37 protein-coding genes are annotated in these 26,952 nt (G+C 42.9%); all 37 read left to right on the top strand.

Translation table 11 applies throughout. From position 1 onward, the window contains the following. Positions 1-217 precede the first annotated feature (217 nt). The 37 genes from H3U73_RS06855 (at position 218) to H3U73_RS06675 (ending at position 26,947) form a co-directional block, all read left to right on the top strand. Positions 218-766, top strand: a complete 549-nt coding sequence (locus H3U73_RS06855; RefSeq protein ID WP_198190247.1) for a terminase small subunit — start codon at positions 218-220, stop codon at positions 764-766. Beyond that, on the top strand, positions 759-2,102 hold the full coding sequence (locus H3U73_RS06850; RefSeq protein ID WP_198190246.1) for a PBSX family phage terminase large subunit: 1,344 nt from the start codon (positions 759-761) through the stop codon (positions 2,100-2,102). The genes H3U73_RS06855 and H3U73_RS06850 overlap by 8 nt, the downstream gene beginning before the upstream one ends. Further along, a complete protein-coding gene (locus H3U73_RS06845) occupies positions 2,099-3,652 on the top strand; it encodes a DUF1073 domain-containing protein (RefSeq protein WP_198190245.1) in 1,554 nt (517 codons plus the stop codon). Before H3U73_RS06850 ends, H3U73_RS06845 begins: the two co-directional genes overlap by 4 nt. Next, positions 3,603-4,406 (top strand): phage minor head protein, encoded by an 804-nt coding sequence (locus tag H3U73_RS06840; RefSeq protein WP_025330123.1) that lies wholly within the window; start codon positions 3,603-3,605, stop codon positions 4,404-4,406. The genes H3U73_RS06845 and H3U73_RS06840 overlap by 50 nt, the downstream gene beginning before the upstream one ends. After that, entirely contained in the window at positions 4,403-5,524 is a 1,122-nt protein-coding gene (locus H3U73_RS06835) for a DUF2213 domain-containing protein (RefSeq protein WP_198190244.1), read from the top strand. Before H3U73_RS06840 ends, H3U73_RS06835 begins: the two co-directional genes overlap by 4 nt. A gap of 11 nt (positions 5,525-5,535) precedes the next feature. Continuing rightward, positions 5,536-6,012 (top strand): hypothetical protein, encoded by a 477-nt coding sequence (locus tag H3U73_RS06830; protein ID WP_198190243.1) that lies wholly within the window; start codon positions 5,536-5,538, stop codon positions 6,010-6,012. A 10-nt stretch (positions 6,013-6,022) separates the two neighbouring features. Beyond that, positions 6,023-7,021 (top strand): major capsid family protein, encoded by a 999-nt coding sequence (locus H3U73_RS06825; RefSeq protein WP_084565061.1) that lies wholly within the window; start codon positions 6,023-6,025, stop codon positions 7,019-7,021. Positions 7,022-7,076: 55 nt separating this feature from the next. Next, positions 7,077-7,400 (top strand): hypothetical protein, encoded by a 324-nt coding sequence (locus tag H3U73_RS06820; RefSeq protein ID WP_084565058.1) that lies wholly within the window; start codon positions 7,077-7,079, stop codon positions 7,398-7,400. 9 nt (positions 7,401-7,409) lie between these two features. After that, on the top strand, positions 7,410-7,817 hold the full coding sequence (locus tag H3U73_RS06815) for a DUF4054 domain-containing protein (RefSeq protein WP_198190242.1): 408 nt from the start codon (positions 7,410-7,412) through the stop codon (positions 7,815-7,817). A gap of 1 nt (position 7,818) precedes the next feature. Further along, entirely contained in the window at positions 7,819-8,400 is a 582-nt protein-coding gene (locus tag H3U73_RS06810) for a hypothetical protein (RefSeq protein WP_084551435.1), read from the top strand. Then, entirely contained in the window at positions 8,387-8,767 is a 381-nt protein-coding gene (locus H3U73_RS06805) for a hypothetical protein (RefSeq protein ID WP_232336209.1), read from the top strand. The genes H3U73_RS06810 and H3U73_RS06805 overlap by 14 nt, the downstream gene beginning before the upstream one ends. Continuing rightward, the gene (locus tag H3U73_RS06800; RefSeq protein WP_084551434.1) at positions 8,737-9,243 is read left to right on the top strand and encodes a hypothetical protein; all 507 of its coding nucleotides are present in this window, start codon (positions 8,737-8,739) and stop codon (positions 9,241-9,243) included. The genes H3U73_RS06805 and H3U73_RS06800 overlap by 31 nt, the downstream gene beginning before the upstream one ends. Before the next feature lie 8 nt (positions 9,244-9,251). Further along, complete coding sequence (locus tag H3U73_RS06795) at positions 9,252-10,718, top strand: DUF3383 domain-containing protein (RefSeq protein WP_198190241.1); 1,467 nt, start codon at positions 9,252-9,254, stop codon at positions 10,716-10,718. 89 nt (positions 10,719-10,807) lie between these two features. After that, positions 10,808-11,326 (top strand): phage antirepressor N-terminal domain-containing protein, encoded by a 519-nt coding sequence (locus H3U73_RS06790; RefSeq protein ID WP_198190240.1) that lies wholly within the window; start codon positions 10,808-10,810, stop codon positions 11,324-11,326. Positions 11,327-11,342: 16 nt separating this feature from the next. Beyond that, the gene (locus H3U73_RS06785; RefSeq protein ID WP_198190239.1) at positions 11,343-11,792 is read left to right on the top strand and encodes a hypothetical protein; all 450 of its coding nucleotides are present in this window, start codon (positions 11,343-11,345) and stop codon (positions 11,790-11,792) included. Then, the gene (locus tag H3U73_RS06780) at positions 11,792-12,199 is read left to right on the top strand and encodes a hypothetical protein (protein ID WP_198190238.1); all 408 of its coding nucleotides are present in this window, start codon (positions 11,792-11,794) and stop codon (positions 12,197-12,199) included. Before H3U73_RS06785 ends, H3U73_RS06780 begins: the two co-directional genes overlap by 1 nt. A gap of 8 nt (positions 12,200-12,207) precedes the next feature. Continuing rightward, on the top strand, positions 12,208-12,408 hold the full coding sequence (locus H3U73_RS06775) for a hypothetical protein (protein WP_025330135.1): 201 nt from the start codon (positions 12,208-12,210) through the stop codon (positions 12,406-12,408). Beyond that, positions 12,389-14,899 carry a phage tail tip lysozyme gene (locus H3U73_RS06770; RefSeq protein ID WP_198190237.1) on the top strand — a complete coding sequence of 837 codons (2,511 nt, stop codon included), beginning with the start codon at positions 12,389-12,391 and terminating at the stop codon, positions 14,897-14,899. The genes H3U73_RS06775 and H3U73_RS06770 overlap by 20 nt, the downstream gene beginning before the upstream one ends. Before the next feature lie 102 nt (positions 14,900-15,001). After that, on the top strand, positions 15,002-15,517 hold the full coding sequence (locus tag H3U73_RS06765) for a hypothetical protein (RefSeq protein ID WP_198190236.1): 516 nt from the start codon (positions 15,002-15,004) through the stop codon (positions 15,515-15,517). Positions 15,518-15,656: 139 nt separating this feature from the next. Beyond that, entirely contained in the window at positions 15,657-16,598 is a 942-nt protein-coding gene (locus H3U73_RS06760; RefSeq protein ID WP_084551427.1) for an SHOCT domain-containing protein, read from the top strand. Positions 16,599-17,049: 451 nt separating this feature from the next. Further along, entirely contained in the window at positions 17,050-17,547 is a 498-nt protein-coding gene (locus tag H3U73_RS06755; protein ID WP_084551426.1) for a hypothetical protein, read from the top strand. An 82-nt stretch (positions 17,548-17,629) separates the two neighbouring features. Next, positions 17,630-18,151 (top strand): hypothetical protein, encoded by a 522-nt coding sequence (locus H3U73_RS06750; RefSeq protein ID WP_084551425.1) that lies wholly within the window; start codon positions 17,630-17,632, stop codon positions 18,149-18,151. Next, the gene (locus tag H3U73_RS10830) at positions 18,138-18,395 is read left to right on the top strand and encodes an antA/AntB antirepressor family protein (RefSeq protein ID WP_084551424.1); all 258 of its coding nucleotides are present in this window, start codon (positions 18,138-18,140) and stop codon (positions 18,393-18,395) included. The genes H3U73_RS06750 and H3U73_RS10830 overlap by 14 nt, the downstream gene beginning before the upstream one ends. Positions 18,396-18,551: 156 nt before the next feature. Further along, positions 18,552-18,932 (top strand): hypothetical protein, encoded by a 381-nt coding sequence (locus H3U73_RS06740; RefSeq protein WP_084551423.1) that lies wholly within the window; start codon positions 18,552-18,554, stop codon positions 18,930-18,932. Positions 18,933-19,028: 96 nt separating this feature from the next. Continuing rightward, entirely contained in the window at positions 19,029-19,307 is a 279-nt protein-coding gene (locus H3U73_RS06735; protein WP_084551422.1) for a type II toxin-antitoxin system RelE/ParE family toxin, read from the top strand. A 12-nt stretch (positions 19,308-19,319) separates the two neighbouring features. Next, a complete protein-coding gene (locus tag H3U73_RS06730) occupies positions 19,320-19,604 on the top strand; it encodes a HigA family addiction module antitoxin (RefSeq protein WP_078474829.1) in 285 nt (94 codons plus the stop codon). Between the two features lie 124 nt (positions 19,605-19,728). Next, positions 19,729-20,436, top strand: coding sequence for a HipA family kinase (locus H3U73_RS06725; protein WP_198190235.1), 708 nt, complete (start codon positions 19,729-19,731; stop codon positions 20,434-20,436). Between the two features lie 14 nt (positions 20,437-20,450). After that, positions 20,451-21,275 (top strand): DUF3037 domain-containing protein, encoded by an 825-nt coding sequence (locus tag H3U73_RS06720; RefSeq protein WP_198190234.1) that lies wholly within the window; start codon positions 20,451-20,453, stop codon positions 21,273-21,275. 113 nt (positions 21,276-21,388) lie between these two features. Beyond that, positions 21,389-22,015 (top strand): phage baseplate protein, encoded by a 627-nt coding sequence (locus tag H3U73_RS06715; RefSeq protein WP_041880584.1) that lies wholly within the window; start codon positions 21,389-21,391, stop codon positions 22,013-22,015. Further along, positions 22,012-22,290: a hypothetical protein gene (locus tag H3U73_RS06710; RefSeq protein ID WP_198190233.1), complete on the top strand. Its 279-nt coding sequence runs from the start codon at positions 22,012-22,014 to the stop codon at positions 22,288-22,290. Before H3U73_RS06715 ends, H3U73_RS06710 begins: the two co-directional genes overlap by 4 nt. Further along, positions 22,280-23,176 (top strand): hypothetical protein, encoded by an 897-nt coding sequence (locus H3U73_RS06705; protein ID WP_198190232.1) that lies wholly within the window; start codon positions 22,280-22,282, stop codon positions 23,174-23,176. Before H3U73_RS06710 ends, H3U73_RS06705 begins: the two co-directional genes overlap by 11 nt. Further along, positions 23,154-23,810 carry a Gp138 family membrane-puncturing spike protein gene (locus H3U73_RS06700; RefSeq protein ID WP_198190231.1) on the top strand — a complete coding sequence of 219 codons (657 nt, stop codon included), beginning with the start codon at positions 23,154-23,156 and terminating at the stop codon, positions 23,808-23,810. Before H3U73_RS06705 ends, H3U73_RS06700 begins: the two co-directional genes overlap by 23 nt. Further along, on the top strand, positions 23,807-24,016 hold the full coding sequence (locus H3U73_RS06695; protein ID WP_084551415.1) for a hypothetical protein: 210 nt from the start codon (positions 23,807-23,809) through the stop codon (positions 24,014-24,016). Before H3U73_RS06700 ends, H3U73_RS06695 begins: the two co-directional genes overlap by 4 nt. A gap of 39 nt (positions 24,017-24,055) precedes the next feature. Further along, positions 24,056-25,252: a baseplate J/gp47 family protein gene (locus H3U73_RS06690; protein WP_084551414.1), complete on the top strand. Its 1,197-nt coding sequence runs from the start codon at positions 24,056-24,058 to the stop codon at positions 25,250-25,252. A 20-nt stretch (positions 25,253-25,272) separates the two neighbouring features. Beyond that, positions 25,273-25,881, top strand: coding sequence for a DUF2612 domain-containing protein (locus tag H3U73_RS06685; RefSeq protein ID WP_198190230.1), 609 nt, complete (start codon positions 25,273-25,275; stop codon positions 25,879-25,881). Continuing rightward, the gene (locus H3U73_RS06680) at positions 25,878-26,273 is read left to right on the top strand and encodes a hypothetical protein (protein ID WP_084551412.1); all 396 of its coding nucleotides are present in this window, start codon (positions 25,878-25,880) and stop codon (positions 26,271-26,273) included. Before H3U73_RS06685 ends, H3U73_RS06680 begins: the two co-directional genes overlap by 4 nt. After that, positions 26,171-26,947, top strand: a complete 777-nt coding sequence (locus tag H3U73_RS06675) for a phage tail protein (protein WP_198190229.1) — start codon at positions 26,171-26,173, stop codon at positions 26,945-26,947. The genes H3U73_RS06680 and H3U73_RS06675 overlap by 103 nt, the downstream gene beginning before the upstream one ends. The last annotated feature ends 5 nt before the right edge of the window (positions 26,948-26,952 follow it).

Here is a 26,952-nt window from a genome sequence, read left to right as displayed (position 1 = left end):
TAAACCTTATTTGCGAGATTCGATATACATATTAACCAGCCAAAAAGGCTGGTTTTTTATTGGGTTAAGCAGCAAATTATTTATATTACATATAATATTTATTTATAGCGGGTTGGCTGATAGCTAATCCGCTTTTTTGTTGGTGTATGCATATTAACCGTCAAAAAAAGAGACAAGCCTAACGCGCGCGCGTGGGCTTTTTTTATTGGAGATTGCCATGGTGGATACCAACAACTCCGCCATGAGCGGATTAACAGAAAAACAGCAGCGTTTTGTTGAAGAGTATCTAATAGATTTCAATGCAACACAGGCTGCAATAAGGGCTGGATACAGTGCCAGAACGGCGAGCGCGGTAGGGCATGAAAACCTCAAAAAACCTGAGATTGTAAAGGCACTGAACGAAGCAAAGCAAAAACGCTGCATGCGTACACAGATTAATGCTGATTATGTTCTGCAGCGTCTGGTTGAGATTGACCAGATGGATGTTGCGGATATTCTTAATGCAGATGGCTCAGTATTACCGGTTAAGGAATGGCCGGAAGTATGGAGAAAGACATTAAGCGGCTTTGATGTATTTACCATGATGGATAAAGAAGATGGTCAGAGTATTCTCAAAAAGATTAAATGGCCGGACAAGGTGAAGAATCTTGAGTTATTGGGCAAGCATGTAACTGTACAGGCGTTTAATGAAAAGACTTCTGTATCAGGTGAGTTAAAAATAGAAACACGCCCGATCAGTGCGATATTTGAGCAGGCGAATGATTAGTAAACACTTTGCCAGATTTGCCAGACCAGCACGTTACAAGGTTGCTTATGGTGGTCGTGGATCGGGTAAGTCGTGGATGTTTGCAGAGCTGGCAATTGAAATAGCCAGACGTACAAAAACGACTATCCCGTGTGTACGCGAATTACAGTTATCGATTGCTGATTCAGTACACAAGCTACTCTCAAATACTATTTCCCGCCTTGGCTATGATGATGAATTTGAAATACAGAAATCAACCATTATCCATAGAGGGACAGGTACAAACTTTATCTTTTTCGGGATTAAGAATGACCCGGGAAAGATAAAGTCACTTGAGGGTGCCGGCGTATGCTGGATAGAAGAGGCAGAAAGTATCACTCAGGAGATGTGGGATACCCTGATTCCTACAATCCGGACACTGGGCAGTGAGATATGGGTTTCTTACAATCCTAAGAACATGCTGGACGATACACACCAGCGGTTTGTAATCCGTCCCCCGGATAACGCAATTGTTATTAAAGCTAACTATTACGATAACCTGAACTTCCCAGAAGTGCTGCGCGTTGAGATGGAAGCCTGCAAAGAACGGGATTATGAGCTGTACCGGCATATCTGGCTTGGTGAGCCGGTTGCAGACAGTGAGCTGGCTATTATTAAACCGGCATGGATTGAGGCGGCAACAAATGCGCATACTCGTCTGGATTTAACCGCAGCAGGCAAACGCATTTTAGGGTTTGATGTGGCAGACGAGGGTGAGGACGCTAACGCAACTGTCAGCCGGCATGGCTCGATTGTGTTCTGTATGGATGAATGGCGCGGACAGGATGTCATCTATTCCGCTGATAAAGTCTATCAGGACGCAATGGAAGCCAATATTGATAAGGTTATATTTGACAGTATTGGTGTGGGTGCCGGCGTCAAGGCTCAGTTTACGCGTAAAAAAGGCCGCATTCAGACAGTGGGATTTAATGCTGGCGGCAAGGTTTATAAGCCTGAATCGCCGTATATGCCGGCTAAAAAGAACAAAGATATGTTTGCCAATATCAAAGCGCAGGCATGGTGGCATGTGCGTGACCGGTTTTACAAAACGTGGCGCGCAGTTGAGAAAGGCGATAACTACCCTGCGGATGAGCTGATCAGTCTGGATGGAAGTATCAGGGATATTGAATATCTCAAGGCTGAATTAAGCCGGCCGCAGGTAGCGTATGACGATAACGGGCGGGTACGGGTAGAAAGTAAAAAGGATATGAAAAAACGCGGCATTCCGTCACCTAACCGTGCTGATGCCTTAATCATGGCTTTTGCTCCGGTATCTGCTGGTTTAAATATCAATCCTAATGTTCTGAGTGGTTTATGATGAAATTCTGGAAACACAACAAACTGAGAGAGCGTGAGCTGGCTGCGCAGGAAGAGGCTAACCGGCTTAAAAAGCTTGAGCTGGAAGCCAAGCATAAGCAAAGTATAGCCAATGAGCGGGCAATTGCCTTTATGCAAGAAATGCAATCAGCGAATACCGGGCCACAAGGCTACCAAATGCCTGATATTCCTGCCGGTGTGGTACCGAAGGGCAGAAAGCCGGCTATTGCTCAGGACAGTCTCACCTCTTCATATGCTTTTGATATTAATGCGCCTCACTTTTACCCATGTTTTATCGGGTATCAGGCACTGGCCAGCATGTCACAGTCTACGGATTACCGCTGCGTTTATGAAGCCACAGCGCAGGAAATGACCCGCACATGGGGCGAAGTCAAAGTCTCCAGTGACAGTAATGACAAAGACCACCGCGACAAAATCAAAAGCATTGAAGCGCGTATGGAAGCACTGAATATTCGTGAGCTGATGCGCCGCCATATTGAAAATGAAATGATTTTTGGGCGTTCGCAAATATTCATTAATATCAAAGGGCATGAAAACCAAAAAGACATACCGCTGCTGATTGATAAGGCGGTACTGGGTAAAGGCTGCCTTAAAGGGCTTAAACTGATTGAGCCGATCTGGACAACACCAAGCTTTTACAACGCCAGTGATGCAACTGCTGCGGATTTCTTTAAGCCGTCAAAATGGTTTGTTATGGGCGAAGAGGTACATGCAGACCGTTTGCTAACACTGGTTATGCGTCCGGTGACGGATATACTTAAGCCTGCATATAACTTCAGTGGTATATCCATGCTGCAGCTTATGCAGCCGTATGTGGAAAGGTGGCAGCGTACAGTCGACAGTGTGTCTGAGCTGATTCATTCGTTTTCTCTCACCGGCATTAAAACCGATATGAGCAACATTCTGGCCGGCGGTGATGATGGGGTTACTCAGTTACTGCGGCGCTCCAAACTGTTTTCGCAGTTACGCGGCAATCAGAATCTGATGCTGCTGGATAACGATAATGAAGAGTTTTTCCAATTCAACACACCGCTATCCACGCTGGATAACCTGCTGCAGAAATCACAGGAACAAATGGCCGCACCAAGCCGTACGCCACTGGTTAAATTGCTGGGGATTACACCAAGCGGATTAAATGCCAGCAGTGATGGTGAGATTCAGGTTTATCACGAGTACATTTCCGGCATGCAGGAGGCGCATTTACTGCCGCAGCTTACTGCCATTATCAAACTGATTCAGCTTGATCTGTTCGGGGAGATAGACCCGCAGATTGTCTTTGTATTTAAACCGCTGGAGCAGTTGAATAAAGAGCAGGAAGCCAACACTGATAAAGTTAAGGCGGAAAGAGACAATGCGCTGATTAACGCCGGTGTGCTTTCTCAGGAAGAAGTACGCGCGCGTCTGGCTAAAGATGAAAGCGGCGATTACTCAGGTATTGATGTGGAAGATGTACCGGAACAGCCGCAGTGGGATTTTAATCATGGCAATAATCAGGAAGAAGCCGACAACACTGCCGGCACTATGGCCTAATGCCGGTATAGAAAACAGCTACCGCAAAGCACTTATTAAACTGCTTAATCAGATTTCCGATGAAGTGAATCAGGTGCTGGTGACAGAATTTCGCAAACGTGCTGCTCAGGAAAAAGCTCAGATGGCCATGGACGGCATAGTCGACTGGGTTGCCCACGTGGTTGATTATCTGGCGTCTAAATGGTCAGACAATCTAGACAGGCTGGCGCCGGAAATTGCTGAGGCATTTGTCAGCAAAACCGTAACCAACTACGAAAGCCTGTTAAAAACACACATGCGTAAAGCCGGTTTTACTGTCCGGTTTCAGATAACACCATATCAGCGTGAAGCGTTACAAGCGACAATTGAAACTAATGTCGGTGAGATTAAATCCATTGCTTCACAGTATCTGGAGCGGGTACAGAAGCAGGTATGGCAGTGTGTTACCAGTGGTTACGACCTTTCAGGACTGGCGACAGAACTTGAAAAAAATTATGACATCAGTAAACGCCGTGCTGAACTGATTGCAAGAGATCAGGGAGCAAAGGCACATGCGGTCATTGAATGTGCCAAACGGCAGGAGCTGGGTATTACCAAAGCAATCTGGTTACACTCACATCGTAGCAAAAAGCCACGGCAATCACATTTACAGGCAAACGGTAAAGTATTTGATGTGAGCAAAGGAATGTATCTGGACGGTGAATGGGTACAGCCGGGCATGCTGATTAATTGCCGCTGCGGCAGTAAAAGCATTATAGACGGGATAGGACAATGACCGAAAAAACTCTGGCCATGGATAAATCCATGCGTTCTTATGACGGTAACGGACATTTACTGGTTGAGCGAACAATTATCAGTAAGGCTGCCGTTAATCCGTATTTCGGGAGGGAAATACCGGATTACGAAAGGCTGCAACTGCAACCGGACAAAATCTATTACCTGCTACGTGACAAGGGAGAGCTTGAAAAAGCTCTCCTTTCTTTTAACGGGGTGCAATTGCTGCTCAGGCATACGCCGGTCAGCGCAGAAGAGCCGCATAACGATATTACGGTAGGAACAGTAATTAACCCGCAGCTAGAGGGTAACGATGTTTATGCCAGCTTGCGTATTTTTGACAAAGAAGCCATTGCACTGATTGAAAACGAAAAGCTTAACGAACTGTCTGCCGGGTATGCCTACACCGCAGATATGACTTCGGGCGAATTTGAGGGACAGAAATATGACGGAATTATGAGGAATATCCACGGCAATCATGTAGCTATGGTTGAGCGCGGACGGATAGGAAGAGATGCAGTTATTGCAGATGGTTTACCAATCGGACTTATGGAGAATTCAATGAAGCTGAAACAAGGTGCAGTTGAGGCTGTAGCAGAAGTGCTAAAGCCTATTATGGGCATGGATGGCGATATTACGCCGGATGTTGTCGAGGGAGTGATTAAAACGGTTGCAGACAATATGCTGATACCCGCTGCCAGTGACACAGAAGAGCCGGCAAAAGAAGCGGAAGACGAAGAGGAAACAGAAAAAACCGCCGAAGATGAGGAATCTGATAGCAAGGAAGAAAAGGCAGAAGACGAAGAGCCGGACGATACAGAAAAATCCAAGCCGGCTATGGATGCCGATTCAATCCGTGCCGCAGCGGTAAAGGATGTTACTGCGCTGTTTGAAGCACGCGAACAGGTCAAGCCGCTGGTTGGTGTCGTGGCTATGGACAGTGCTGAGGCGGTTTATAAATATGCCTTACAGCAAAAAGGCATAAATATTAATGGCGTGCACCCTAGTGCATACAAGGCAATGGTTGGAATGCTGATTACAACGGCACCTAAAACTGGCGTGGCAATGGATAGTGCCGTTTTTACCGGTACTGATAAGTACACAGACCGATTCAAATAAAGGATAAGCACATGAGTTTTCAGAAGAATTTAAATAATGATTTACCGGTAGGTGTCGAGGGTGATTTTGCTTCAACAAATCCCTATCACACCATGCTTGTCGGAGAGGGTGAAGCTAAAGCCGGCGAAAACGGCGTAACTGTCGGTCGGTTTGCGTGGTTTGATCCGGAAACCGGTACAGCCAGTAATGCTAAATGCGCAAACGGCCTGATTGGTTTTATCCGGCGCGATAACACAGCCATGTTTATCCAGTTTAATCAGGAAGCAAATATGCTGATACCGAAAGGATTCGGCATAACGCTTTACGATGGCGGGGATTTCTGGGCGCGCTTTGCTGCCGGTGCGCAGATCGGACAAAAAGTATTTGCCAGCATTGCGGACGGCAGTGTTATTGCAGCAACAGAAGCACCCGCTGATACAGAAGATACCGGCTTTATCGTCGCGTCGAAAGCTGAGGCTGGTGCACTGGCGAAAATTACTAAATATTAAGGATGAAAATATGCCAAGATTAAATTTTTCTGCACTGAGAGAACGGGCAGGTATTGTATATGCTGCCGGACAAGCACCGGTAGAACTTGATGAACGCAGCAGCATGCGGATTGCACAGGATTCTGAACTGCAAACAATGCCTAATGCCGGGATTCCCTCACTTTTTACTACATATGTAGATCCGCGGGTTATTGAGGTTCTGGTTACACCGATGAACGCAGCCAAGGCGTTTAATGAGCGTAAGCTGGGCTCATGGACGGATGAGACAGTTTCTGTGCCGGTTGTTGAAAATGTCGGCAGTGTAACCACATACGGAGACTTTAACGATAATGCATTAAGTGATGCCAACGTAAACTATCCATACCGGCAGACCTACCATTATCAGACCATTATCCGTATAGGTGAGCGGGAGATGGAGAAAGCAGGCCGTGCACGGCTGGATTGGGCGACACAGAAGCAGACATCTGCGGCATTGGCACTGAATAAGTTTCAGAACAAAAGTTATTTATTCGGTATTGAAGGGTTAGAGATTTTCGGCATGCTCAATGATCCGTCCCTTTTGCCGTCTATAGCCGGTAAACCTTGGGCAAAAATGGATGTTCAGGGTATTTATGATTCAATTCAGCGTCTGTATACGCAACTGGTAAGTCAGACAGGTGGTTTAATTGATGTGGATGCCAGTATGACCATGCTGTTATCTCCAACCATGAATGCGGCAATAACAGCTACTAATATGTATGGCTTAAATGTTAGTGACATGATTAAGAAAAATTTTCCGAATCTGAAAATCGTCACTATTCCTGAATACAAGACAAAAGCCGGCGAAATGGTACAGTTGGTTGTTGATGAATACGAAGCAATACCAACAGTGGAGCTGGGATTTACCGAAAAAATGCGTGTACATGCACTAATCCAGAAACAGTCTGGTTATGAGCAGAAACGGACACAGGGAACTGTGGGTGCCCTGATTTACCGCCCGATGTTCATTGCCAGCATGCTGGCTTCCTGATGTGTTTATTTAAGACAACCGCCCAGGTGGGCGGTTTTTTATTTCCGGAGTTTATATGGCAAAAGATACTGTAGTAGTAGGGTGCAAACTACCTAACGGGCTGTTGTTGCAGGTGGGTGAACAGGTACAAAGAATAAACGGATGCAATTCCTCAAGAATTATTTGTGGTTACGGACTTACTTATAATGTTTCCGCCGCTTTCTGGGCAAAATGGCTGGAAGAAAACAAGGATCGTGATCTGGTTAAAAACGGGCTGATTTTTGCTAATGCCAATGTGTCGTCCGCGAAAGACGAAGCCGCTGAAAAAAAAGATAACCAGTCAAACATGGAGCCGGTAGATCCGTCAAAAGAAACCAGTGTTCAGCCGGTAGAAAAATAAGGAGCAGCCATGAGCGGTGTAGTCAGGTTTGATGCTTCCAGATTCAGAAAGTTGTACCCGAAAATTAGCGCAACTGATGATCAGCTTAGTATGTTTTTTGTTGAAGCCTGCATGCAGTGCAATAACACCGATAAAAGCATTATTAAAAATCCTGATGAGCGTGAATTGTTGCTGTTTCTGCTGGTGGCGCATATTGCCACCTTACAGCAGCGTACAGACAGCGGTAACGAGGCAGTCGGTCGTATTGCCAGTGCTTCTGAGGGCAGTGTGTCTGTATCACTGGATAACGGCCAGACTACCCAGTCGGAAAAGTGGTACCAGCAGACACCATACGGGGCGCGCTACTGGGCATTGATCAAACAATACCGCTCATTCTTTTATGTGCTCGGCAAGTTTCCCATGCCGGTTAGGCGTTAGTATGAAAAAAACCGGTGATTTATCGGATGCACTGAAAAAATATGCAGCCGGCAAAAACAAAAAGGTGCGGGCAGGTATTTTTGAGAGTGCAACCTATGCACAAGCCGATGGCGAGCCCTTGCCCGTTGCGCAGGTGGCGTTCTGGAATGAATACGGCGCACAGATTCAGATTCCGGAACACCAGATAACCGTTTACCGGCTGGTTAGTGAAAAAACCGGGGATTTCCGGCTTAACGGCCGCTTTGTTAAACAGTCTAAAGCCAATTTAGCCACTACTCATACCGTACCGGCGCACACAATCAACATTCCGGCGCGCTCATTCTTTCGTAAAACAGTACGGACACATAAGGGCGAATGGATTAAGGCTTTACCGGGGCTGGTTAGCCAGCATGGCGCGGCTAAAGGACTGGAACTGGTCGGTGAGGCTATGAAAGGCGATCTGGTTGAATCAATCATGACATGGACAGACCCGCCTAACTCAAAAGCGACCATCGCCAGAAAAGGCAGAGATGCTCCATTGCGTGACACTATGCAGATGTCCAGATCGATTGGTGTAGAGGTATCAGATAATGATGAATCTTAGAGGAATGGCTAACAGCATTATTGCCGGGGTTAATCCTAATCAGGAGGCAGTCTTAAAAATCAATTCAGGCTCAGCAGTAGATGAATCCGGTGCCATTGCGCCATGCTTTGAGGAAAAGCCTATAACTATTCAGTTGCAAAGTATTTCCTCTGCCGACCTTGAGCACCTTAATCTGATTAACCAGCAAGGGCAGTTTATCTATGCCTATCTAACCGGTCAGATAGCTGCAATCCGCCGCTCACAGGGTAAAGGTGCGGAACGGGTAATTTTTACCGCATACGGCGAAAACGAAACATCAGAATGGATGGTTAAACAGGTGCTGGAATCCTTTCCGGCATGGTGCAAGGTGCTGCTATGGCGACAGTAACGCATAAACAGATTTACACAGAAGTCCGCGCATATCTGCTCGGGCTTTTTTTATGTCCGCCTGAATCAGTCATACAGGGTTACCAGAATGATGCACCTTTACCTGATCAGGCAATTGTTATGTCAATTCTGTTTGAGCAGGCACTGGATGTTTCCGCGCATTATTACGAGCCGGCAGACAATCAGACCTTTGTGCAGCAGTCAGTTGAGATAACCATGCAGATTGATTTTTACGGGGCTGATTCAGGCGATAAAGCGCGCAAGCTGTGCAATCTCTGGAAAAGCCACTATACCACGGCGCGGCTTATCTCCTGCCAGCCGCTTTACTGCAAAGACCCTGTACAGATGACGTTTATCAATGAACAGTCACGCTATGAGCAACGCTGGATGGTCGAGCTGCTTTTGCAATACAACCCTGAATTTACGCATGAACAGACTTATCTGGACATGCCGGTTATAACTTTGAAAAACCCATAGGAAATATTATGTTACCTTCAATTCCTGCAAGTAATATTGTTACCGTCAATCCGGCGGTAATCGGTACAGGCGGTGATGCACTAGACTTAAATACCGTTGTACTGTCAGACAACAGTGTGTATCCGATAAATCAGTATGCCAGTGCCGCCGATGTAGGCACTGTATACGGTTATAACAGTGAACAGTATCAGTTTGCCCAGTGTTATTTTGATGGTTATGTCGGTTCAACCATCAAGCCCGCAACCCTGTTTATCGTCCGTTACAATCAGACAGATATTAGTGCACGGCTGATTGGTGCCAGTGTCAAATCATTGCAGTTGAATGAACTGCAAGCCATCAAAGGGGATCTAACCCTAACCATAGACGGCACGGTAATCACTGCAACAATCGATTTGAGCAAAGCCAAAAGCTTTAGTGATGCTGCGGTAAAAATCAAAGAGGCTTTAACTAACGATGTTGTCTTTGATACGCAGTTACAGGCATTTATTATCAGCTCGCCGTCTGCCGGTGCAGGTTCGGCTATTTCCTTTGCCAGCGGAACAGCAGCAGAAGCCCTCTGCTTAACTGAAAATACCGGGGCGATTGCTGATAATGCCACTAAGGCAGACAGTCCGGATTCTGTAATGGAGCGTGTATCAGGCTATACCCTGAATTATGCTGTTATTACTACCATCGGCGATGCATTTACTCAGGATGTTCTGAAAGCACTGGCTAAGTGGAACAGCAAACAGAACAGCCGTTACTGGTTTGTTTATTATGCGCAGGAGCCAACCGCCCTGATTGCCAATAACACCAACTGCTTTGCTTCATGGCTGAAAGAAAATGCCATATCCGGAACAACAGCGATTTACGGCACACTCGAACAGGCAGGGCTGGCTTGCGGTTATGCCGCCTCCATCAACTTTAGTGAAAGAAACGGTCGCTCGACTATGGAATTCAAGCGGCAAAGTGGTATCGCCGCCTCTGTCACCGCCCTTAAAGATGCCACGGCACTGGAAAGCAACGGCTACGCCTATTATGGCGCGTGGGCAACAGCTAATGAGCGGTTTATCTTTTTCAGAAATACCAGAGTAAGCGGCGATTTTGCCTGGGTAGATACTTACCTGAATCAGGTGTATTTCAACGCTCAGCTGCAACTGGCGTTTATGAATATGCTTATCAGCTATAAAGCTATCCCGTATAACGCTGAGGGTATTGCCATTCACCGCGCAGCCGCACAAGACCCGATTAATGAAATGCTGAATTTTGGCGGTATCCAGCGCGGAGTAAACCTTTCCGAAGCACAGAAATCGCAGATTAATTATGAGGCCGGTTTTGACGCGGCCCGGCAGATTGAAACAGCCGGTTACTGCCTGCTGATAAATAAAGCCTCAGCACAGGTACGCGGTCAGCGCGAATCATTGCCGTTAAAGCTCTGGTATGCAGACGGCGGCAGTGTTCATACTGTGAATCTGGCTTCTATCGCGGTGCAATAACACTGAAATCAAATAAGGGAACAACCCTAAAACCACCCTGAAAACCCGTACAGATGTACGGGTTTTTGTTTATTCATTCGGAGTTAAACATGGAATATTTAAACGTTAATTTTTTAGGTTCAGAAATAATGATAATTGACCGCGATGGTGAGCCTTATGTAGCTATGCGTACGGTTGTTGAGGGCATGGGGCTGGGCTGGGGTGGTCAATTTATAAAGATAAAACAGAGATTTAAATCAACCGTTATGGAGATCGAAACGGTTGCCAATGATGAAAGAAATCGTTCAATGCTTTGCCTTCCATTGAGAAAACTTTTTGGCTGGCTGATGACCATTAACCCAAACAAAGTAGCCTCACATAAAAGGCAAACCATTATCCGCTATCAGAATGAATGTGACGATGCATTATGGCAGTACTGGACTAACGGCATAGCCAATCGTGAAAAAATTTTGCAGGAAATGGAACTGCTAAAAAAGCAGCAGGCTGAATCTGAGGCGCGCGGCAGTGCAGCAGGTAAAGCCTTAAATCAGCGCAAATTAGAAAAACGGCAGCTTGAAATGCAACTGGCTGCAATTAATCAGCTCGACCTTTTTAAACAGATGGATTAAGTAAAAGGATTAAATCATGCCAATGGGACATAACCCGCTAACGATTACATCAGCCAATTCCGTACTTATGTTGCGCTGCGCAGGTGTATACGACAACTATATTACGATGCAAGGCTTTCAGGCGGATAACGCCTGGGGCTTTGGTGATGCCAATATCGCAGAAACCCGCATGGGTGTGGATGGTAAACAGTCAATGGGCTACACGCCGCATGAAGTGGAATGGACGCTGCATCTAGAGGCAAACAGCCCGTCAATTGAGCATATGGAAAATATCCGCAAAGACTTTAATGCCAATATGGAAACACGCCCGATTGATATTGTGGTTGAGATTCCGTCTGTAAAAAAACGCTATAGCGCCACTGGTGCATTAGTTAAATTAACCGGCGGGGCTTCCGGTCAGAAATTACTGGCAGGCAGCCAGTACACATTCAGATTAGTTCTGAATGGCGCAGAGGAGATTAACTGATGGCACGTAAAACAAGAACAATCTGCATAGATACCGGTCGAGATAAAGGTAAAACCTTTCTGATCACAGAAATGCCGATTATGCAGGCAGATAAATGGGCACAGCGTGCGCTGTTTGCCCTTGCCGGAAGCGGCATTGATACAGCGGGTATCAATCCGAACGGCGGCATGCTGGAAATGGCAAAACTCGCCATTGGCGTTATCAGCAAGATAGACCCGCAGATAGGCGGTGAATTGCTGGATGAACTGCTTACCTGCGTGCAGATAGTGCCATCTGGCGGACTAGCGCGCAGTCTGGACATAGAAAGTGATATTGAGGATTTAAAAACACTGTTTGAATTACGTAAAGCGGCTTTACTGGTGCATATTGATTTTTTAACGGACGGCAATTCCCCAGATATGAGCTAACGGCGGGATTGCCTTTCCGTGAGGGCGTGCTTGCGCAAACAGTGAATGTCTCTTCTTTAGCCAGTCAGGTTATTACAGCCGGACTGGCTTCTTACGTTGAGCTTGATAGTGTACTGGGGCTTGAGGATGTACTGAATATTCTTGAGGTTTATCAGGTTTCTGAACATAACAAAATGTTGGTGAATAAGTATGACAACGAATATAGTTGAACAAATGCTTGTCGAGCTAATGCTTGATACATCTAAATTTGCTGCGCAGGCAGATAAAGCGGAAAAGAAAAATCAGGCACTAGAAAAGTCTCTGGATAAAACCGAAAAAGCCTCAAAGCAAGCCGGAAAAGCTAATGAAGAACTGGCTAAGAAATACCATAGTTCAATTGAACAGATTGCAAAAATGGGACAGGAATTAGCCAAAGTCACTAAGGAACTAACTAAGTTTTTTGGTGCCATCATCGGCTCTACAGGGCTGTTTAAACTGGCTAATGATGCTGCGCATGCCAATATGGAAGTGTCAAAGCTTTCCGGTCAGCTAGGTATGGCTACTGCGAGTATTACAGACTGGCAGAATGCGGCAGGTGCTTTCGGTGGCAGTGCGCAGGGTATGACAGCCTCTTTAACCGGCATTAAACAGGCTATGAACGGGCTGGTTATGTTTGGTGACGCCAGCATGCTGCCTTATTTTAATGCTTTGGGCGTCAGTGTTGTTGATGATGCCGGTAAGGTTCGCAAGCTGGATGATGTAATGCTTGATCTGGCTGATTCATTCCAGAAAATGCCAAAGGAACAGGCTTATACAATCGGCAAAAAAATGGGCTTTGATGACGGCACAATCAACGCCTTAATTTCTGGTCGCAAAGAGTTACAGGAAATTCTGGATATTCAGAAAAGAATGTATCACTCAGACGGGGAAGCCATTGCCCGCAGTCGCGAATTAACCAAACAGCAGGCGATATTGAGCGCACACTGGCAAAGCATGAAGCAGTTGGTAGGTGACGCATTAACGCCGATACTGCTTACTCTGATTAAGGTAGTAAACAGCTTCTTTGAGTTTCTGCAACGGCATGAAAAAGTTGTTAAAGCAGTATTCCAGACCGCAGCCATCGTAATCGGCACGCTGCTGATCCCTACCTTGCTTAGTGCCGGACGTGCGCTGCTAGGGTTTGTTGCTCCGTTTGCACCGGCAATTGCTGCGGTAACTGCTCTGGCGGGTGCCTTTTTACTTCTGTACGACGATTACGACACTTGGGCTAAGGGCGGTAAATCTCTGTTTGACTGGACAGCCTTTGCTAATGGCATTAAAAACAGCAAAATAATGATTGATGCACTTGGGGAGTCGTTTAAAAAATTAAGCGCATCATTTTCTGATATGGCTACCGAAATGATTGCCAAGGCGACGGGTGAGAAAAAAGAGGATATATCCGATTTCATCGGTGAAAGTGCGTATCGTTTATTTCACGGAGGCAAAACATATGAAGAAGTAAACGGCTCTTATAAACCACCAACTAAGCCAATTGTGATTGGAAAGAAAGGAGCTTCTAACAGTGCTCCTGCTGATACAGCAGTGAAAGCAGCGGATTACGCAACAAAACATGCATTGCCTAAAAGTAGCAAAAACTGTGGATACTATGTAAACGAATCCTTCAGGAAGCAAGGAATTAAAGCGTGGGGACATGGTAAAGATGTGGCGAAGAATTTGATTGCTACTGGCAAGTTCCAAAGTATTGCCTATAGTAAGGACTATGTTCCACAAATTGGAGATGTTATGTCTATCCCAGCTGGATTTGGACAGGACGCCAAAGCTGGGCATGTAGCTATCTGGAATGGTCGATATTGGGTATCAGACTTTGTTCAAAAAAATACCAGAGGCAATACTGCTGCAACCAATGATGTTTCATATAAAAATATCGTAAATGGTGTATCAGTTCCCACCATCGCGCGCATGAAATCATCAGAAACGCCAAACCAGAAGAAAACGGCAGCCAGTGTACCTGCAAAAGGAAATATGAATTATGCTCAGCAAATTTATGCATCTCTTCGTGAACACGGTTTATCCGCACAGCAAGCAAGAATAATGACTGCTGAGATTGGTCGGGAAAATTCATTTAATCCTGATTTTCTTTTTGGTTCGCATACAGACCCGAAAAATGGCGCAACAAATGTTGGACTGATTTCTTGGCAGGGAATTCGGGCTAAAAAGCTAATTGCGGAATTAACAGCAAAGGGTTTATATAAAAACGGGAAAATAACCAGATCAAAAGCTTCACTTGATGAAATGGTTAAGTATATGCTGTCTGAAATATCCAACAACCCCGCGTACTCCAAAACCAAAAAAGAATTTTTGGATAATCCGAATGTCGCATACGATAAAGGGCACAAAATATTAGGTGATAATTATATTATCTGGCGACAGGATGACCCAAAATACAAGAGCGGGCATGACAGACGGGATGCTTTTTTTAAACAGACCGCTAATATGGAAATGGTGTATAACGCAAATCGAATATCAAAAGGAGTTAGCCAAAGCAACCAGTTAGCTGGAGGTAATACAGCAACACATACAGACAATAGAAAATATGTTAATGTTAATATACCAAATATGAATGTTAACACTTCATCAAATACTGTTAGTGGAAATACTGTTGCGGCGATAAAAGAAACACAAAACTATATGTTTAATCAACTTGGGGTATCGATGACATGATTAAGAGATTAATTGTTTCAACAGCCGTACTGTGCACAATTGACAGTGCGCGATTTGGGAAATAAGCAATTATATATTTAACTAACTTGAAAGTTTTGTTATATGAAAAAACTATTATTTGCTGTTTTTGGGTTGTGTATCGGTTCAAGTGTTTTTGCCGAAAGCCCTCAAGTGCAATACATAAAAAGAATGTATAAAGAAAGCGTAAAGCTTGAAAGCATACCGATTGATAGAAGAAAAACAAATTATGATTATAATTACTATTTAAAATATTTTGATAGCAACATCAGAAAATTATACGCAAGAGATGATAAATACGGGAAGGCAATTGAGGGTACTACGGGTTGTATTGATTATGATGTTTTATGGCAGGGAAACGATTTAAATCCAAAGGCTAAGCTAACATTTACCCAGCCAAACATAAACAAAGTTAAAGTAACAATTGGAGCTACAGAAGGGTTAGAAAAACGCTCGGTCACTTATCAGGTTAAATGCCAAAAAGATGGTAATTGCAAAATCACCGAAATATTTGAAGGTGAGAAACCTTTTACTAAAGAAATGTCTAAGTGTCTAGATGATTTTTATCGCGCTGAAATCAAAAAGCATCGAAATAAATAAACTATATGATTAACCAGCTTGGAATTTGAAGAACATGAAGAAATCTGTTTTATCCGGTATAGCATGTTTGAGGTTTTGTTCATCTTGATTTGTTTGTAGTAACTTAGATAAAAACTTTGATACTGCATAAGGATTTTTTATGTCTAAACCATCATTAACAAATGAACTTACACGCTTGTATGAATTACTGGAAAAAGGGGCAATAACTCAGGAAGAGTATGAAGAACACAAAGCTTTATTACTAAACCAAGCCCGTAATACATCTACCTATAATAATGGGTATGGTGATCCAGCTCAAACAAAGCCAACTGAGACAAAGCCGCAGATTATCATTAATCAAAGTGCATCTGCGGCTGCATCATCTAGCGCGACTGCTGTAGCCAAAAATGGCGGCTGTTTAAAAAGCATCTTGGCAACGATTGGTTTTTTTGTGGTGGTTGGTGTATTGTTAGAAACATGCTCAAGTAACAAAAAAACGACTGAAAATACTCCAGTATCAAATAACACGCAGACAGTTGCTAATACAGATAATCAAAATACATCTCAGGAAGATATTCAAGCTTTATTACAAAGTGCAAAACTTGAAAATACGGCAGTGAATAACGAAATAAATACTTTATGGAAGAATATGGATGTAGATGTACGAAATTATTTAAAATCTCAACAAGTCATTTGGAATCGTGATAAGAAAAAACAGTGTCAATCTAATGCGTACTCCTCACCTGAAGAAAACCAAATAGCATATTTAAACTGTGAGACTGAATTGACGCGTAGCCGTATTTCAGAACTTCAAGCACAGCAGGATCAAGTTTATGCCAACGTAAAAGAAGCAAAGCTACAGAAATTAAAGCAAGAAGCAGATGATTCAATAAAAACACTAGAAACAACATGGGATGCTATACCAGAATCAATTAGAGATCAGTTAAGCTCAAACCTTAAAAGTTGGACTAAGAGTGCGGATAATGAATGCAATTCAGAAAAGCCGGCTGATACGGAGGTGCAGACAGAAATTAACCGGTTTAACTGTAGAATAAAGCTGATAAAAGCCAAAACCAAAGAGCTTGAGGGATATAAACTTTAATCTTGATTCTGTTACGCAATCAAAACCACTTTTCGGAGTGATTTTTTTAATTCAAGGAGTGCATATGGAAGCTATTAATTTCACACCCAAAGAATTACGTAAAACCATGTGGACGGCTGCGTTAATTATTCTGATGATTATAATTGCATGGAGATTGCCTGAGATTATCAGTGCTATCAAATAGTGAATTTGTAGCCAAAGTGTTCGGAAAAGAACGTTGCAATGTTGTGGTTAATATAAAAGCATAAATGTTAAATATTTATCAAATACTGTTAGTTTGAATACTATGGTCGCGATGAAAGAAACACAAAACTATATTTTTAATCAGTTTAGAGTATTGATGACATGATTAAGAAATTAATTGTTTCAACAGCCATGCTGTACACAATCGACAGCGTGCGATTTAGAAAATAAACAATTATATATTTAATTAACTTGAAAGTTCTGTTATATGAAAAAACTATTACTTGCTGTTTTGGGATTATGTATCAGTTCAGACGTTTTTGCTGAAAGCCCTCAAGTGCAGTACATAAAAAGAATGTACAAAGAAAGCGTAAAGCTTGAGACCAGAGAAACAAATTATGATTATGATTCCTATGTAAAATATTTTGATAGCAACATCAGAAAATTATACGATAGAAATGATGAATACGGAGAGGCAACTGAGGGTATAGCTTGTATTGATTATGATGTTTTATGGCAGGTGAATGAGTTAAATCCAAAGGCCAAGCTAACATTTACCGAACCAAGCACAGGTAGGGTTAAAGTAACAATAGGTGCAACCAAAGACTTGAAGCAGCGTTCAGTTACTTATCAGGTTAAATGTCAAAAAGACGGGGATTGCAAAATTACCGAAATATTTGAAAGGGGAAAACCTTTTACCAAAAAAATGTCTAAATGTCTTGATGATTTTTATCGCACCGAAATCAAAAAACATCGAAATAAATAAACTATTTATTTAACCAGTTTGGAGTTTCAATAACATAACTTAGCTAAATAAATATTTTGAAATTTTTTATCAGAAAGAAAAAATGAAAAAAATTCTTTTTGTCTTATTAGGTTTGTTTATTAGTGCATGTGCATATGCGGAAAGTCCACAATTACAATTTATAAAGGGGATGTATGATTCAAATATATCTAAATTAAAAGCAGACGAAACAAAAGATAACAAATCAGATTATAGAACTATTAAAGATCATTACTCCTTTTTTTCAAAATATCTGGATGATAATATAAAAAGACTATATTCTATATATACCAAAGAAAAGAGCTTAGATGAGACACCGCTCGGACTACGCAGAGATTGTAATTATTTTTATTATCTATTTATATGGATGGGTCTATATCTAGATCCTTCTGCTAAATTAACGTTTTCTGAGCCAAGTGAAAACATGGTTCAAGTAACAGTAGGTGCAACCAAAAAGACGGATGTAGAAGGTACTGTTACTTATTTGGTAAGATGTCAAAAAGATGGTGATTGTAAAATTGCTGATATATACAAATGGGGAAATTTCTTTACACAACATCTAGCACTTAAATGTGATCTGTTGTAATACATGTGATTACACTGTTGTTCGGAACTTATCAAATTGGATTAAAGGAAGAATTGAAGAGTACGGATTCGTTGAAGGTGTAGATTTTATTCGCTTGCCAAATTTGGTGAGCGATCTAAGTAATTCATCTAATAGGAAGAATTCTAAACGAGGTGGACAAAACAAAATTGAATACCATCTAATTTTAGACATGGCTAAAGAACTGGCGATGGTAGAAAAAACTGAGGTAGGTCGTCAGGTATGAAAATATTTTATTCAATGTGAGCGTGAGCGATTTATAGGAATACAGCATAAAGCCATCAGCCACCTAATCAATAAAGAACAGGCAGACACAATACAACGCGCAGTAGAAGAGCGCAGCCAGCGAACAGGCGAGCCGTATCAGAAAATATATGCTGGTTTGCATACCTATCTGAACATCGACAGTTACAGAGCCATGCCGGTTGAACATTACACCGCTGCACTGAAATACTTGGAAAGCATACCGAATGCGCCTGATATGTTTAAATCTGCTGTTGTAGAAAACAATGTTTTGCGCACTATCAATACAGACGGACGCTGGCTGGTAATTGTCAAAAATAACAGAGTTACATATGCAGAGAATATCAACGGTTATAACTGTATCAAGGCTGATGTGTTTAAAAAACTGCTGATACAGACAAAGCAGCAGGCAGAGTATCTGATGGAGCTGGCAAAACGCATGAGGGTAATATATGGAGAATGCGACAGCTCAAGGTTAGATCGCCCGATTGAAGAGCTGCATGCTAAAATTATTATTTGATTGTAATCACAATAAAACCACTCTACGGAGTGGTTTTATTTATAGCAAAATATCTGGGCTTTGTGTATACTTATGCTATACACTATAGAGGCAGCTATGATAAAAAGTTTTAACCACAAAGGACTTGAGCAATTTTATCGTACAGGAAGCAAAGCAGGCATTCAGGCTGCACATAGCACCAAGTTAAGGGTTTTATTAACTGCTCTGGATGCTGCTGCACAGCCTCAAGATATGAATGCGCCTAGTTGGAAATTGCACCAGTTAAAAGGTAATTTGCAGGGACATTGGGCGGTTACTGTAAACGGTAATTGGCGTTTAACTTTTAAATTTAATGGAAATGACGCTGAAATAGTAGATTACCAAGATTATCATTAGGAGGTTAAGCGTATGAGTATGCACAACCCTTGCCATGCAGGTGAAGTTTTAAAAGAATATTTAGGTGATACCAGCATTAGTACAGCCGCTAAACATTTAGGAGTGACGCGGGCGGCTCTTTCTAGAATCATTAACGGGAAAACCGGAATTAGTGCGGATATGGCAGTAAGGTTATCCATCTTATTGAATACCAGCCCGCAATTCTGGCTCAATATGCAGGTAAATTATGATTTATGGAAAGCTAGCCAGAAATCACATGCTGATGTAGTTCCACTGAATACAGCATTATCCATCTAACAAAACAAGCCAGCCATGTGCTTGTTTCCAATATTGAAAAGTGGATTTTACAATAAGCTGAAATCTTAGTTAATTTAATATATAATTACAGTAAAGCTTAATAATAAGGCTCGGAGGTTAGAATTTGTCTGCTAAGATAATAAAAACTATTACAGATATTTCTGATCAAGGGATGTCTGAGCCGTACCGGTGTATAGCTGAAGACGACACTGAATATTATGCAAAAGGTTTACGATCGACTAGAGCTAGTCAGATTAATGAGTGGTTATGTGCAAATATGGCCGCTGCTATTCAACTACCAATAGCAAAATTTAGTTTGTTAAATGTGCCATCATATCTTTTTGAAGAATTATCAGACAAACAGAAAAAAATAGGATTAGGATGTTGTTTTGGTTCGCAAACTGTGCATGATGTAATTATTTTTGAAGAAGCAAACATTAAAAAAATCCCTTTTGATATTCAGCTAAAAATTGTTGCTTTTGATTGGCTTATAAAAAATGGCGATCGAACACGAGGAAATTCAAACCTACTTTTTCAGCCATTAAGTCAAGAATTAGTGGTTATTGATCATAATTTAGCTTTTGATTCAAAGCTGACTGGTAGCGAATTTTTAGAAAATCATATCTTTAGAAATGCTATGCAAAGTATAATTTCGGATTATGATTTACAATCTAAGCTAATTGATTTTCTAAACCCTGCATTGCCTGCATATCATGATGCATGCAATAATTTACCTCCTGAATGGGAATGGTTGAATAACGAAAGAGATTTGAAAGCAGAATATAATTTTCAATTTTCTTTTGATACATTGAATAGATTAAATAATGGATAATTATGGAGACTGACATGAATATGCTAGCAATGCGTTTTGCAGTCGTCCGCTTTATGCCTTATATTCAGACCCGAGAATTTGCAAATGTAGGAATTATTTTAATTTGTCCGAAAACGGGTTTTTTTGATTATAGTTTAGAATTTAAATATCAGCGCTTAAGCAAATTTTTTAGATATTTCGATGCCAGAATCTTCAAACAAGCAATGAACTCTTTTTCTAATGAATTAGAGAGAATTAAAGAGAATTTAAAGAGAAGTTCTAACAGAGACCCAGAACTCTTTCGAGCATTGTTAGATCATTTAGCCAGACCCAGAGATGCAATTATTTGCACAAGCGATATAGGTGTCACAACGGGGGAAAGTGAAAAAAAAGAATTGGATCGTCTTTTTAGTTATTATGCGGAACATAGTTTTGCTAAAGACCAGCGTGAAGAGATTCTGACAAAGAATATTCAAAAGATGATTCGGGAGATACAGACACCATTTCCTTTTGTTCAGGTAAAAGTAGGTGATGATAATGAATACTATGCAAATTTCCCATTGGTTCAGAAACAAGGGGAAAGAATCAGAAAAATTATCAAGCCATTATATCTTGGACAGGATAATTCTAGTGAGATTATACAGAAATCAGATAAATGGATTTCCGTTATTAATAGATTGAGAGATTTTTCTTCTATTGAGGAGGATACTAAAATAATGTTTCCTTTTGAGAGTGCTCAAGATCAAACTGAAAGGCAAAAAAAAGCTTTTGAGCTAATAACTAGAGATGCAAAAAAAGCACGAATTGAATTAGTTAATAAAGATGATATTGCTAAAATAGAAAGTTTCGTCTTAAGTTAAAGCAAATTTTTTTTATTTTTATATTTACCTCAGGTAAATATAAATAATCAAAGCCGGCCATGCGCTGGCTTTTCTATTGCAGCCTTCGGGCTGCTTTTTTATTGGAGTAAACTATGCTGCCAATTGAAGGTATTCCTAACATACCAAACTTTAAAGGCTTGAATGTTGCCGGTACTAATGCCCTGATCAGTCTGGGCGGTGCGGCATTGATAAATGCCGTTTTCGGTAATTACTGGGGCGTGTTTAACGAGTACGGAATACCTATTCTGCTGGCTGATAACGTCACCTCTCTCAAATACAGTAATTCCGCCAAAATAGCACAGGCACCGGTTGAAAAAGGCTCATTCGCCTGTTACAACAAAGTCGCTAATCCGTATAAAGCCACCGTACAGCTTACCAAAGGCTCAGGAGGCACCTTAATGCGCGGCGTGTTTCTCGGACAGGTTGAAACACTGGCGGCCAGTACACTGCTGTTTTACATCATTACACCTGAATATGTTTATACCAACGCCTGTATTGTTGGTTACGACACAGCGCGCGAAGCGTCAGACGGGGCGCAACTGATTAAAGTAAATCTACATCTAGAAGAAGTGCGCGAAGTGGTAGTGAAATACGATACCGAAGAGGTAAAAAATCCTGATGATGCAAAAGAAAGCGACGGCGGAGAAAAACAGCCCGAAAAACCCGGGGAATCTTTGTTATCTCAGGCAGTAAACGCTATTAAAGGGTGGTTTAAATGACAACAGTAACCATACCGCTGGATGCTAATCCTAATCAGAATATTTCTTTTGTGATTAACGGCAGTCGCTGGCATATCCGATTGTTTACACGGCTGGGACAGCTTTTTGCCAGCGTAGAAAACGACAAAGACGGCGTACAGGTACAAAACCGCGTCTGTCTCAACAGAACGCCGATAACCAAAAATCTTGTATTTATAGATACCCATGGCAGCGATAACCCGACTTACACCGGCTTAAATAGCCGGTTTTTTTTGGTATATACCGATGAAACGTAAACAGATAAAAGTAACCGTTACCCTGCGGGACAAGGACAAACAGGGTGAGCATATTGTTTTTGCCGGCAATCATAACCAGATCAGCGCAACAGGCTTTCGTGTGATGTGCAATATCATGTTCGGTTATGACTCAGTAATGCCGGTAGCACAAATACGAATCTACGGGCTGGCACTGGAGAAAATGGCCAAACTGTTCCGTGTACACTGGAATACGCTTGATGCATTGATGAACAGGGTAAAAGTTGAAGTCGGAGAAGAGGGTGAGCAGCTGATTACTGAATTTGAAGGCAATATTACTTTTGCAACGATGGATTTTTCCGTGGCTCCCGATGTCTGTCTGGTTATTGAATCTCAGGCGGCCATGCTGGAGTACAAAAAACCGCAGCCGCCGTATGAAAAAGAAGGCGAGGTGGATATTGCCGATGCAATCAAGGATATCTGCGACAGCATGGGTTATCAGCTTGAGAATAACGGCGTATCTGCAATCACCAAAAACCTGACTTTAAACGGCTCTAATCTGGATAAGCTTAAAACGCTTGAACATGATTTTGAGTTTGATATGTACATTGAGAATAACCTGATTGCGGTTACACCGAAAGGCGGCTCACGCAACATCAAAATTCCGGTCATTACGCCCGCCTCAGGATTGATCAGCTATCCGGTACCCGATATACGCGGCGTAACTTTTAAATGCCTGTACGACCCGTTATTGCGTTTCGGCGGTATCTGCAAGATACAGGATAGCCAGGTTGAAGTATGTAACGGCGAATGGCGCATATACGGCATGCATAAAAGCCTTGAATCCAATCAGCCGGACGGGAACTGGTTTTGTGATATAGCCGCAACATGGAGAGACAGCAAAGATGCAGCAATCAGCAGAATTTAACGCGGTTATTTCCAACCTGATATCGCGGGTTCAGACCGTAACCCTTGTCAAAGTGCTGGCGGTTTCAGGTACCGGTGTCAGTCCGGTGGGTGAAGTAAACGTACAGCCGCTGGTGCAGATGCTTGACGGTGCAGGTAATGTCTACTCACCAGGCAGAATATTCAGCGTTCCGTATTTCCGCTTACAGGGTGGCAGCAATGCTGTTATCTGTGATCCGGTCGCAGGCGATATCGGTTTATGTGCATTTGCCTCACGCGATATATCCGCAGTTAAGCGCAATAAAGCCGAATCGGCACCCGGCAGCCGCCGCCAGCATGACTGGAATGACGGGCTGTATATCGGCGGATTTTTAAACGGCACGCCGCAGCAATACATCAGTTTTTCAGACAGCGGCATAGTGATTCACTCACCGACCAGTATCACGCTGGAGGCACCATCAATCAGCATGCAAGCTTCATCGGTAACTACTACGACAGGCAGCTATGCAGTTAATGCTTTACAGACAGCGCAGTTTACCGGTGGCGGCGGTATCAGTGCCGATGGAGATATTAAAGCCGGTTCAGTCAGTCTGCAAGATCACACTCACAAAGGTGTAACTACTGGCAACGGCAATACAGGGAAGCCCAATTCATGAAAACATTATTTTTAATGCCTGATACATGGGATTTGGCGCTTGATGCAGAGGGCAACATTGCTGTCGCTGAAAGCACCTATCAGCAAGCGCAGGACATTGCCAGTGCCTGCCGTACCATGAAAGAAGATATGTATTTTAACCAGCAGGAGGGAATACCGTATTTAACGCGCATTCTTGGCAACGGACGTTATCCGCTGACAAATTGAATTTACTAACAGCAATCATAAAACGGGAGTAATTGGTTTATGAGCATTCCGCAATTACAGGTGACTGATAAGGGGATTATTGCACCGTCTGTAGATGAGATAATTAGTGGCTTATGGGAGCTGTTCAGAAATGCTTTCGGACAGGACTTGAATACAGCCATGAATACACCGCAAGGGCAGTTAGTAACTTCTCTGGCAGCCATTATTACCGATGAGCGCAATCAGATGATAACCCTGTTAAATCAGTTCGACCCGCGTTATGCGCAGGGTATCTGGCAGGACGGGTTAGGCTATATCTATTTTATGACCCGCAAACAGGCTACGCATTCCAGTGTGATGCTGATGCTAAATGGGCTGGCCGGGGTAACTATTCCTGCCAGTACGGTATTTAACGACGATAACGGCAATAAATGGCAGTTAACTAACGAAGCAACCATTACTCAAGACGGTAAAGTAAGCGCGCATGCGCAGTGCGTATCTGCCGGGAATATCAATGCCGTGCCCGATACGATTACCGGCATTCCTAAAGCAATTATTGGCTTAGATCGGGTAACTAACCCATATGCTGCCGTTGCTGGTATTGAAGAAGAAAGTCGTCTGGATTTTGAAAAACGCCGGCGGGCATCGGTAGCGATTAACAGCAAAAATACCAATGCCTCAACTTATGGCGCAGTGGCTGATTTAGCCGATGTGAAAGATGTGTATGTTATCGACAACCCGACAGATGAGACTATACAGGTTGGTGCCACCAATTATCCGGTTATCCGTAACAGTATTCTGGTTTCCGTAGTAGGCGGAGATGATGAAACCATTGCCCGTACCATTTTGAATAAAGCCGGTTCGGGCTGTTCTTTTAATGGCAATACAGAATGCGTGATAGCGGATACAGAAAATTTCCCCGTCAGACCGCCGACATACACCGTAAAATTTTTACGACCGGCTTTTGTGCCGGTTTTTTTTCAGGTGATGGTTGATGATCCTGATTTGCTGTCATATCAGGATAGCGAGGCTGTAAAAGCGGCCATTATTACCGGTTTTACAACCGGACCCGCAAAGGCTGCAATCGGACAGCCGGTTATTGCTTCTAAATTTATCTGTCCGGTTGCTGCTGCCATTCCTCATTTAAGTATAGTGTCCCTGCGGGTGAGTAAGGACGGTAAAAAATGGGCAGACATGCTTGAAATCGGCGTGGATGAATACCCGACAGCCTCAATTTATCAAATTAAAATATCATGAAAAATATTCAAGACACTTTAATGTCACAGTATGCAAACAGTCCGGTTATCTGCAATCTGATTGAAAGCATGAACGAATGCATAGACCCTGCCGGATCAATTGATGATTTTTACCGGCTGGCTTTCAATGTGAAAACTGCACAGAGTTTCGGGCTGGATATCTGGGGGCGGATTGTAGGGGTGAATCGTAATATCAGTATTCCGCCTGATGATATTGATACTTTCGGCTTTAAAACCACTCCGCAGGCTTTTACACCGTTTAATAACCAGCCGTTCAGTGCCTCCGGAGCGCGGTTTGCTGCTTATAAATTATCGGATGAGCGTTTCCGCCTGCTTATTATGATTAAGGCGGCAGCCAATATTCTTCATGCAACGGCACCGAATATTAATAAATACCTGCGTATGATATTTCCGGAAAAGCGCGTGTATTTTTTAATTACCGGCCACATGAAAGGGCGGTATTTTTTTGAATTCATACCCAATAAATTTGAAAGGCATATTATCTATAACCTGCAATTATTACCGCGCCCGTCTGGCGTTTTAATTGATTATCGTGAATCCCCGCCCGCGGGGATTTTTGGTTTTTCCGGAACAGGTTTTCAACCATTTAACCAAGGAAGTTTCGCATGAGTAAAAATCCAGTATTAATCCCGCAGGCGTTTGCGGCTAACGGCAGTAAAAACAATATTCAAAACACAAGGCAGACTGGGCAAGATCCAGAGGATGCAACATGGAGCGACGGTTTCCCGAACGTAACCATGCAGCCGATAGAATCGGGCGGCTTGCCTCCAAAGGGGATGGACTTTAACGGTATCCTTAACGCTTTATCCGCCACTATTGTACATATGCAGAAAGGCAATCTGTTCTATTTTGATAAGCCTATTGCGATGCTTTTGGCGGGTATCAGAAAGGTGCGATATTGCTGGCTGATGATGGTACGAAAGTATTTATCTCAGTTGCAGATAAGAACACCAACAACCCTAATCAGAATCCCCAATACTGGGAGGTTATTGCCGGCATAGGGCTTAACGCTGTTTCAGCCTCAAAATTATTTGAAGGACGCAATATTGGCGGGGTTTTCTTTGACGGTACGCAGGACATAGATCTGCCCGGCGTGAATACCAGAGGTAACCAAGATACAACAGGCAATGCCGCAACTGCCACAAGGCTACAGAATGCAGTCTGTATTAATGGCATACCGTTTGACGGTAGCAAAGATATTAATGCCACGCCTGCCGGAGCTGTGCAGTTTTTCGCTATGGATACCGCACCTGTCGGCTGGTTAAAGGCTAATGGCGCAGCAGTATCACGCATATCATATGCCAGTCTGTATGCGGCTATTGGTACACGCTTCGGTGCAGGGGACGGGAAAACTACCTTTAACCTGCCGGATTTAAGAGGTGAGTTTTTACGCGCATATGATGAGGGTAGAGGCGTTGATGATGGCAGGCAGTTGGGTACCACCCAGTCAGATACAGTACAGCGTATGACTGGTGAAATTGGTGATATCACTTTCGTGGGTAAGGATTATTCCAATGGTGTTTTTAGCAGAGAGAATGTGAGTACAGCAAAAATCGGAACGGTCACACCATTAACACTAAACTTTAAAGTTAAATTTGACAATGCGGAAGTAGCAAGAACATCAGCAGAAACACGACCACGCAATGTTGCACTGCTTGCCTGTATTAAAATTTAAGGAGT

The sequence above is a fragment of the Snodgrassella sp. W8124 genome, from assembly GCF_016100875.1.
GTDB classification, from domain to species: domain Bacteria; phylum Pseudomonadota; class Gammaproteobacteria; order Burkholderiales; family Neisseriaceae; genus Snodgrassella; species Snodgrassella alvi.
The sequence above is the reverse complement of the archived record's forward strand: the minus strand, read 5'-3'. Positions and strand labels throughout refer to the sequence as shown.

Excerpts from the sequence above, each read along its gene's own strand:
- H3U73_RS06855 (WP_198190247.1), top strand. The coding sequence starts at position 218 with ATGGTGGATACCAACAACTCCGCCATGAGCGGATTAACAGAAAAACAG.
- H3U73_RS06850 (WP_198190246.1), top strand. The coding sequence starts at position 759 with ATGATTAGTAAACACTTTGCCAGATTTGCCAGACCAGCACGTTACAAG.
- H3U73_RS06845 (WP_198190245.1), top strand. The coding sequence starts at position 2,099 with ATGATGAAATTCTGGAAACACAACAAACTGAGAGAGCGTGAGCTGGCT.
- H3U73_RS06840 (WP_025330123.1), top strand. The coding sequence starts at position 3,603 with ATGGCAATAATCAGGAAGAAGCCGACAACACTGCCGGCACTATGGCCT.
- H3U73_RS06835 (WP_198190244.1), top strand. The coding sequence starts at position 4,403 with ATGACCGAAAAAACTCTGGCCATGGATAAATCCATGCGTTCTTATGAC.
- H3U73_RS06830 (WP_198190243.1), top strand. The coding sequence starts at position 5,536 with ATGAGTTTTCAGAAGAATTTAAATAATGATTTACCGGTAGGTGTCGAG.
- H3U73_RS06825 (WP_084565061.1), top strand. The coding sequence starts at position 6,023 with ATGCCAAGATTAAATTTTTCTGCACTGAGAGAACGGGCAGGTATTGTA.
- H3U73_RS06820 (WP_084565058.1), top strand. The coding sequence starts at position 7,077 with ATGGCAAAAGATACTGTAGTAGTAGGGTGCAAACTACCTAACGGGCTG.
- H3U73_RS06815 (WP_198190242.1), top strand. The coding sequence starts at position 7,410 with ATGAGCGGTGTAGTCAGGTTTGATGCTTCCAGATTCAGAAAGTTGTAC.
- H3U73_RS06810 (WP_084551435.1), top strand. The coding sequence starts at position 7,819 with ATGAAAAAAACCGGTGATTTATCGGATGCACTGAAAAAATATGCAGCC.
- H3U73_RS06805 (WP_232336209.1), top strand. The coding sequence starts at position 8,387 with ATGATGAATCTTAGAGGAATGGCTAACAGCATTATTGCCGGGGTTAAT.
- H3U73_RS06800 (WP_084551434.1), top strand. The coding sequence starts at position 8,737 with ATGGTGCAAGGTGCTGCTATGGCGACAGTAACGCATAAACAGATTTAC.
- H3U73_RS06795 (WP_198190241.1), top strand. The coding sequence starts at position 9,252 with ATGTTACCTTCAATTCCTGCAAGTAATATTGTTACCGTCAATCCGGCG.
- H3U73_RS06790 (WP_198190240.1), top strand. The coding sequence starts at position 10,808 with ATGGAATATTTAAACGTTAATTTTTTAGGTTCAGAAATAATGATAATT.
- H3U73_RS06785 (WP_198190239.1), top strand. The coding sequence starts at position 11,343 with ATGCCAATGGGACATAACCCGCTAACGATTACATCAGCCAATTCCGTA.
- H3U73_RS06780 (WP_198190238.1), top strand. The coding sequence starts at position 11,792 with ATGGCACGTAAAACAAGAACAATCTGCATAGATACCGGTCGAGATAAA.
- H3U73_RS06770 (WP_198190237.1), top strand. The coding sequence starts at position 12,389 with ATGACAACGAATATAGTTGAACAAATGCTTGTCGAGCTAATGCTTGAT.
- H3U73_RS06765 (WP_198190236.1), top strand. The coding sequence starts at position 15,002 with ATGAAAAAACTATTATTTGCTGTTTTTGGGTTGTGTATCGGTTCAAGT.
- H3U73_RS06760 (WP_084551427.1), top strand. The coding sequence starts at position 15,657 with ATGTCTAAACCATCATTAACAAATGAACTTACACGCTTGTATGAATTA.
- H3U73_RS06755 (WP_084551426.1), top strand. The coding sequence starts at position 17,050 with ATGAAAAAACTATTACTTGCTGTTTTGGGATTATGTATCAGTTCAGAC.
- H3U73_RS06750 (WP_084551425.1), top strand. The coding sequence starts at position 17,630 with ATGAAAAAAATTCTTTTTGTCTTATTAGGTTTGTTTATTAGTGCATGT.
- H3U73_RS06735 (WP_084551422.1), top strand. The coding sequence starts at position 19,029 with ATGATAAAAAGTTTTAACCACAAAGGACTTGAGCAATTTTATCGTACA.
- H3U73_RS06730 (WP_078474829.1), top strand. The coding sequence starts at position 19,320 with ATGAGTATGCACAACCCTTGCCATGCAGGTGAAGTTTTAAAAGAATAT.
- H3U73_RS06720 (WP_198190234.1), top strand. The coding sequence starts at position 20,451 with ATGAATATGCTAGCAATGCGTTTTGCAGTCGTCCGCTTTATGCCTTAT.
- H3U73_RS06715 (WP_041880584.1), top strand. The coding sequence starts at position 21,389 with ATGCTGCCAATTGAAGGTATTCCTAACATACCAAACTTTAAAGGCTTG.
- H3U73_RS06710 (WP_198190233.1), top strand. The coding sequence starts at position 22,012 with ATGACAACAGTAACCATACCGCTGGATGCTAATCCTAATCAGAATATT.
- H3U73_RS06705 (WP_198190232.1), top strand. The coding sequence starts at position 22,280 with ATGAAACGTAAACAGATAAAAGTAACCGTTACCCTGCGGGACAAGGAC.
- H3U73_RS06700 (WP_198190231.1), top strand. The coding sequence starts at position 23,154 with ATGCAGCAATCAGCAGAATTTAACGCGGTTATTTCCAACCTGATATCG.
- H3U73_RS06695 (WP_084551415.1), top strand. The coding sequence starts at position 23,807 with ATGAAAACATTATTTTTAATGCCTGATACATGGGATTTGGCGCTTGAT.
- H3U73_RS06690 (WP_084551414.1), top strand. The coding sequence starts at position 24,056 with ATGAGCATTCCGCAATTACAGGTGACTGATAAGGGGATTATTGCACCG.
- H3U73_RS06685 (WP_198190230.1), top strand. The coding sequence starts at position 25,273 with ATGTCACAGTATGCAAACAGTCCGGTTATCTGCAATCTGATTGAAAGC.
- H3U73_RS06680 (WP_084551412.1), top strand. The coding sequence starts at position 25,878 with ATGAGTAAAAATCCAGTATTAATCCCGCAGGCGTTTGCGGCTAACGGC.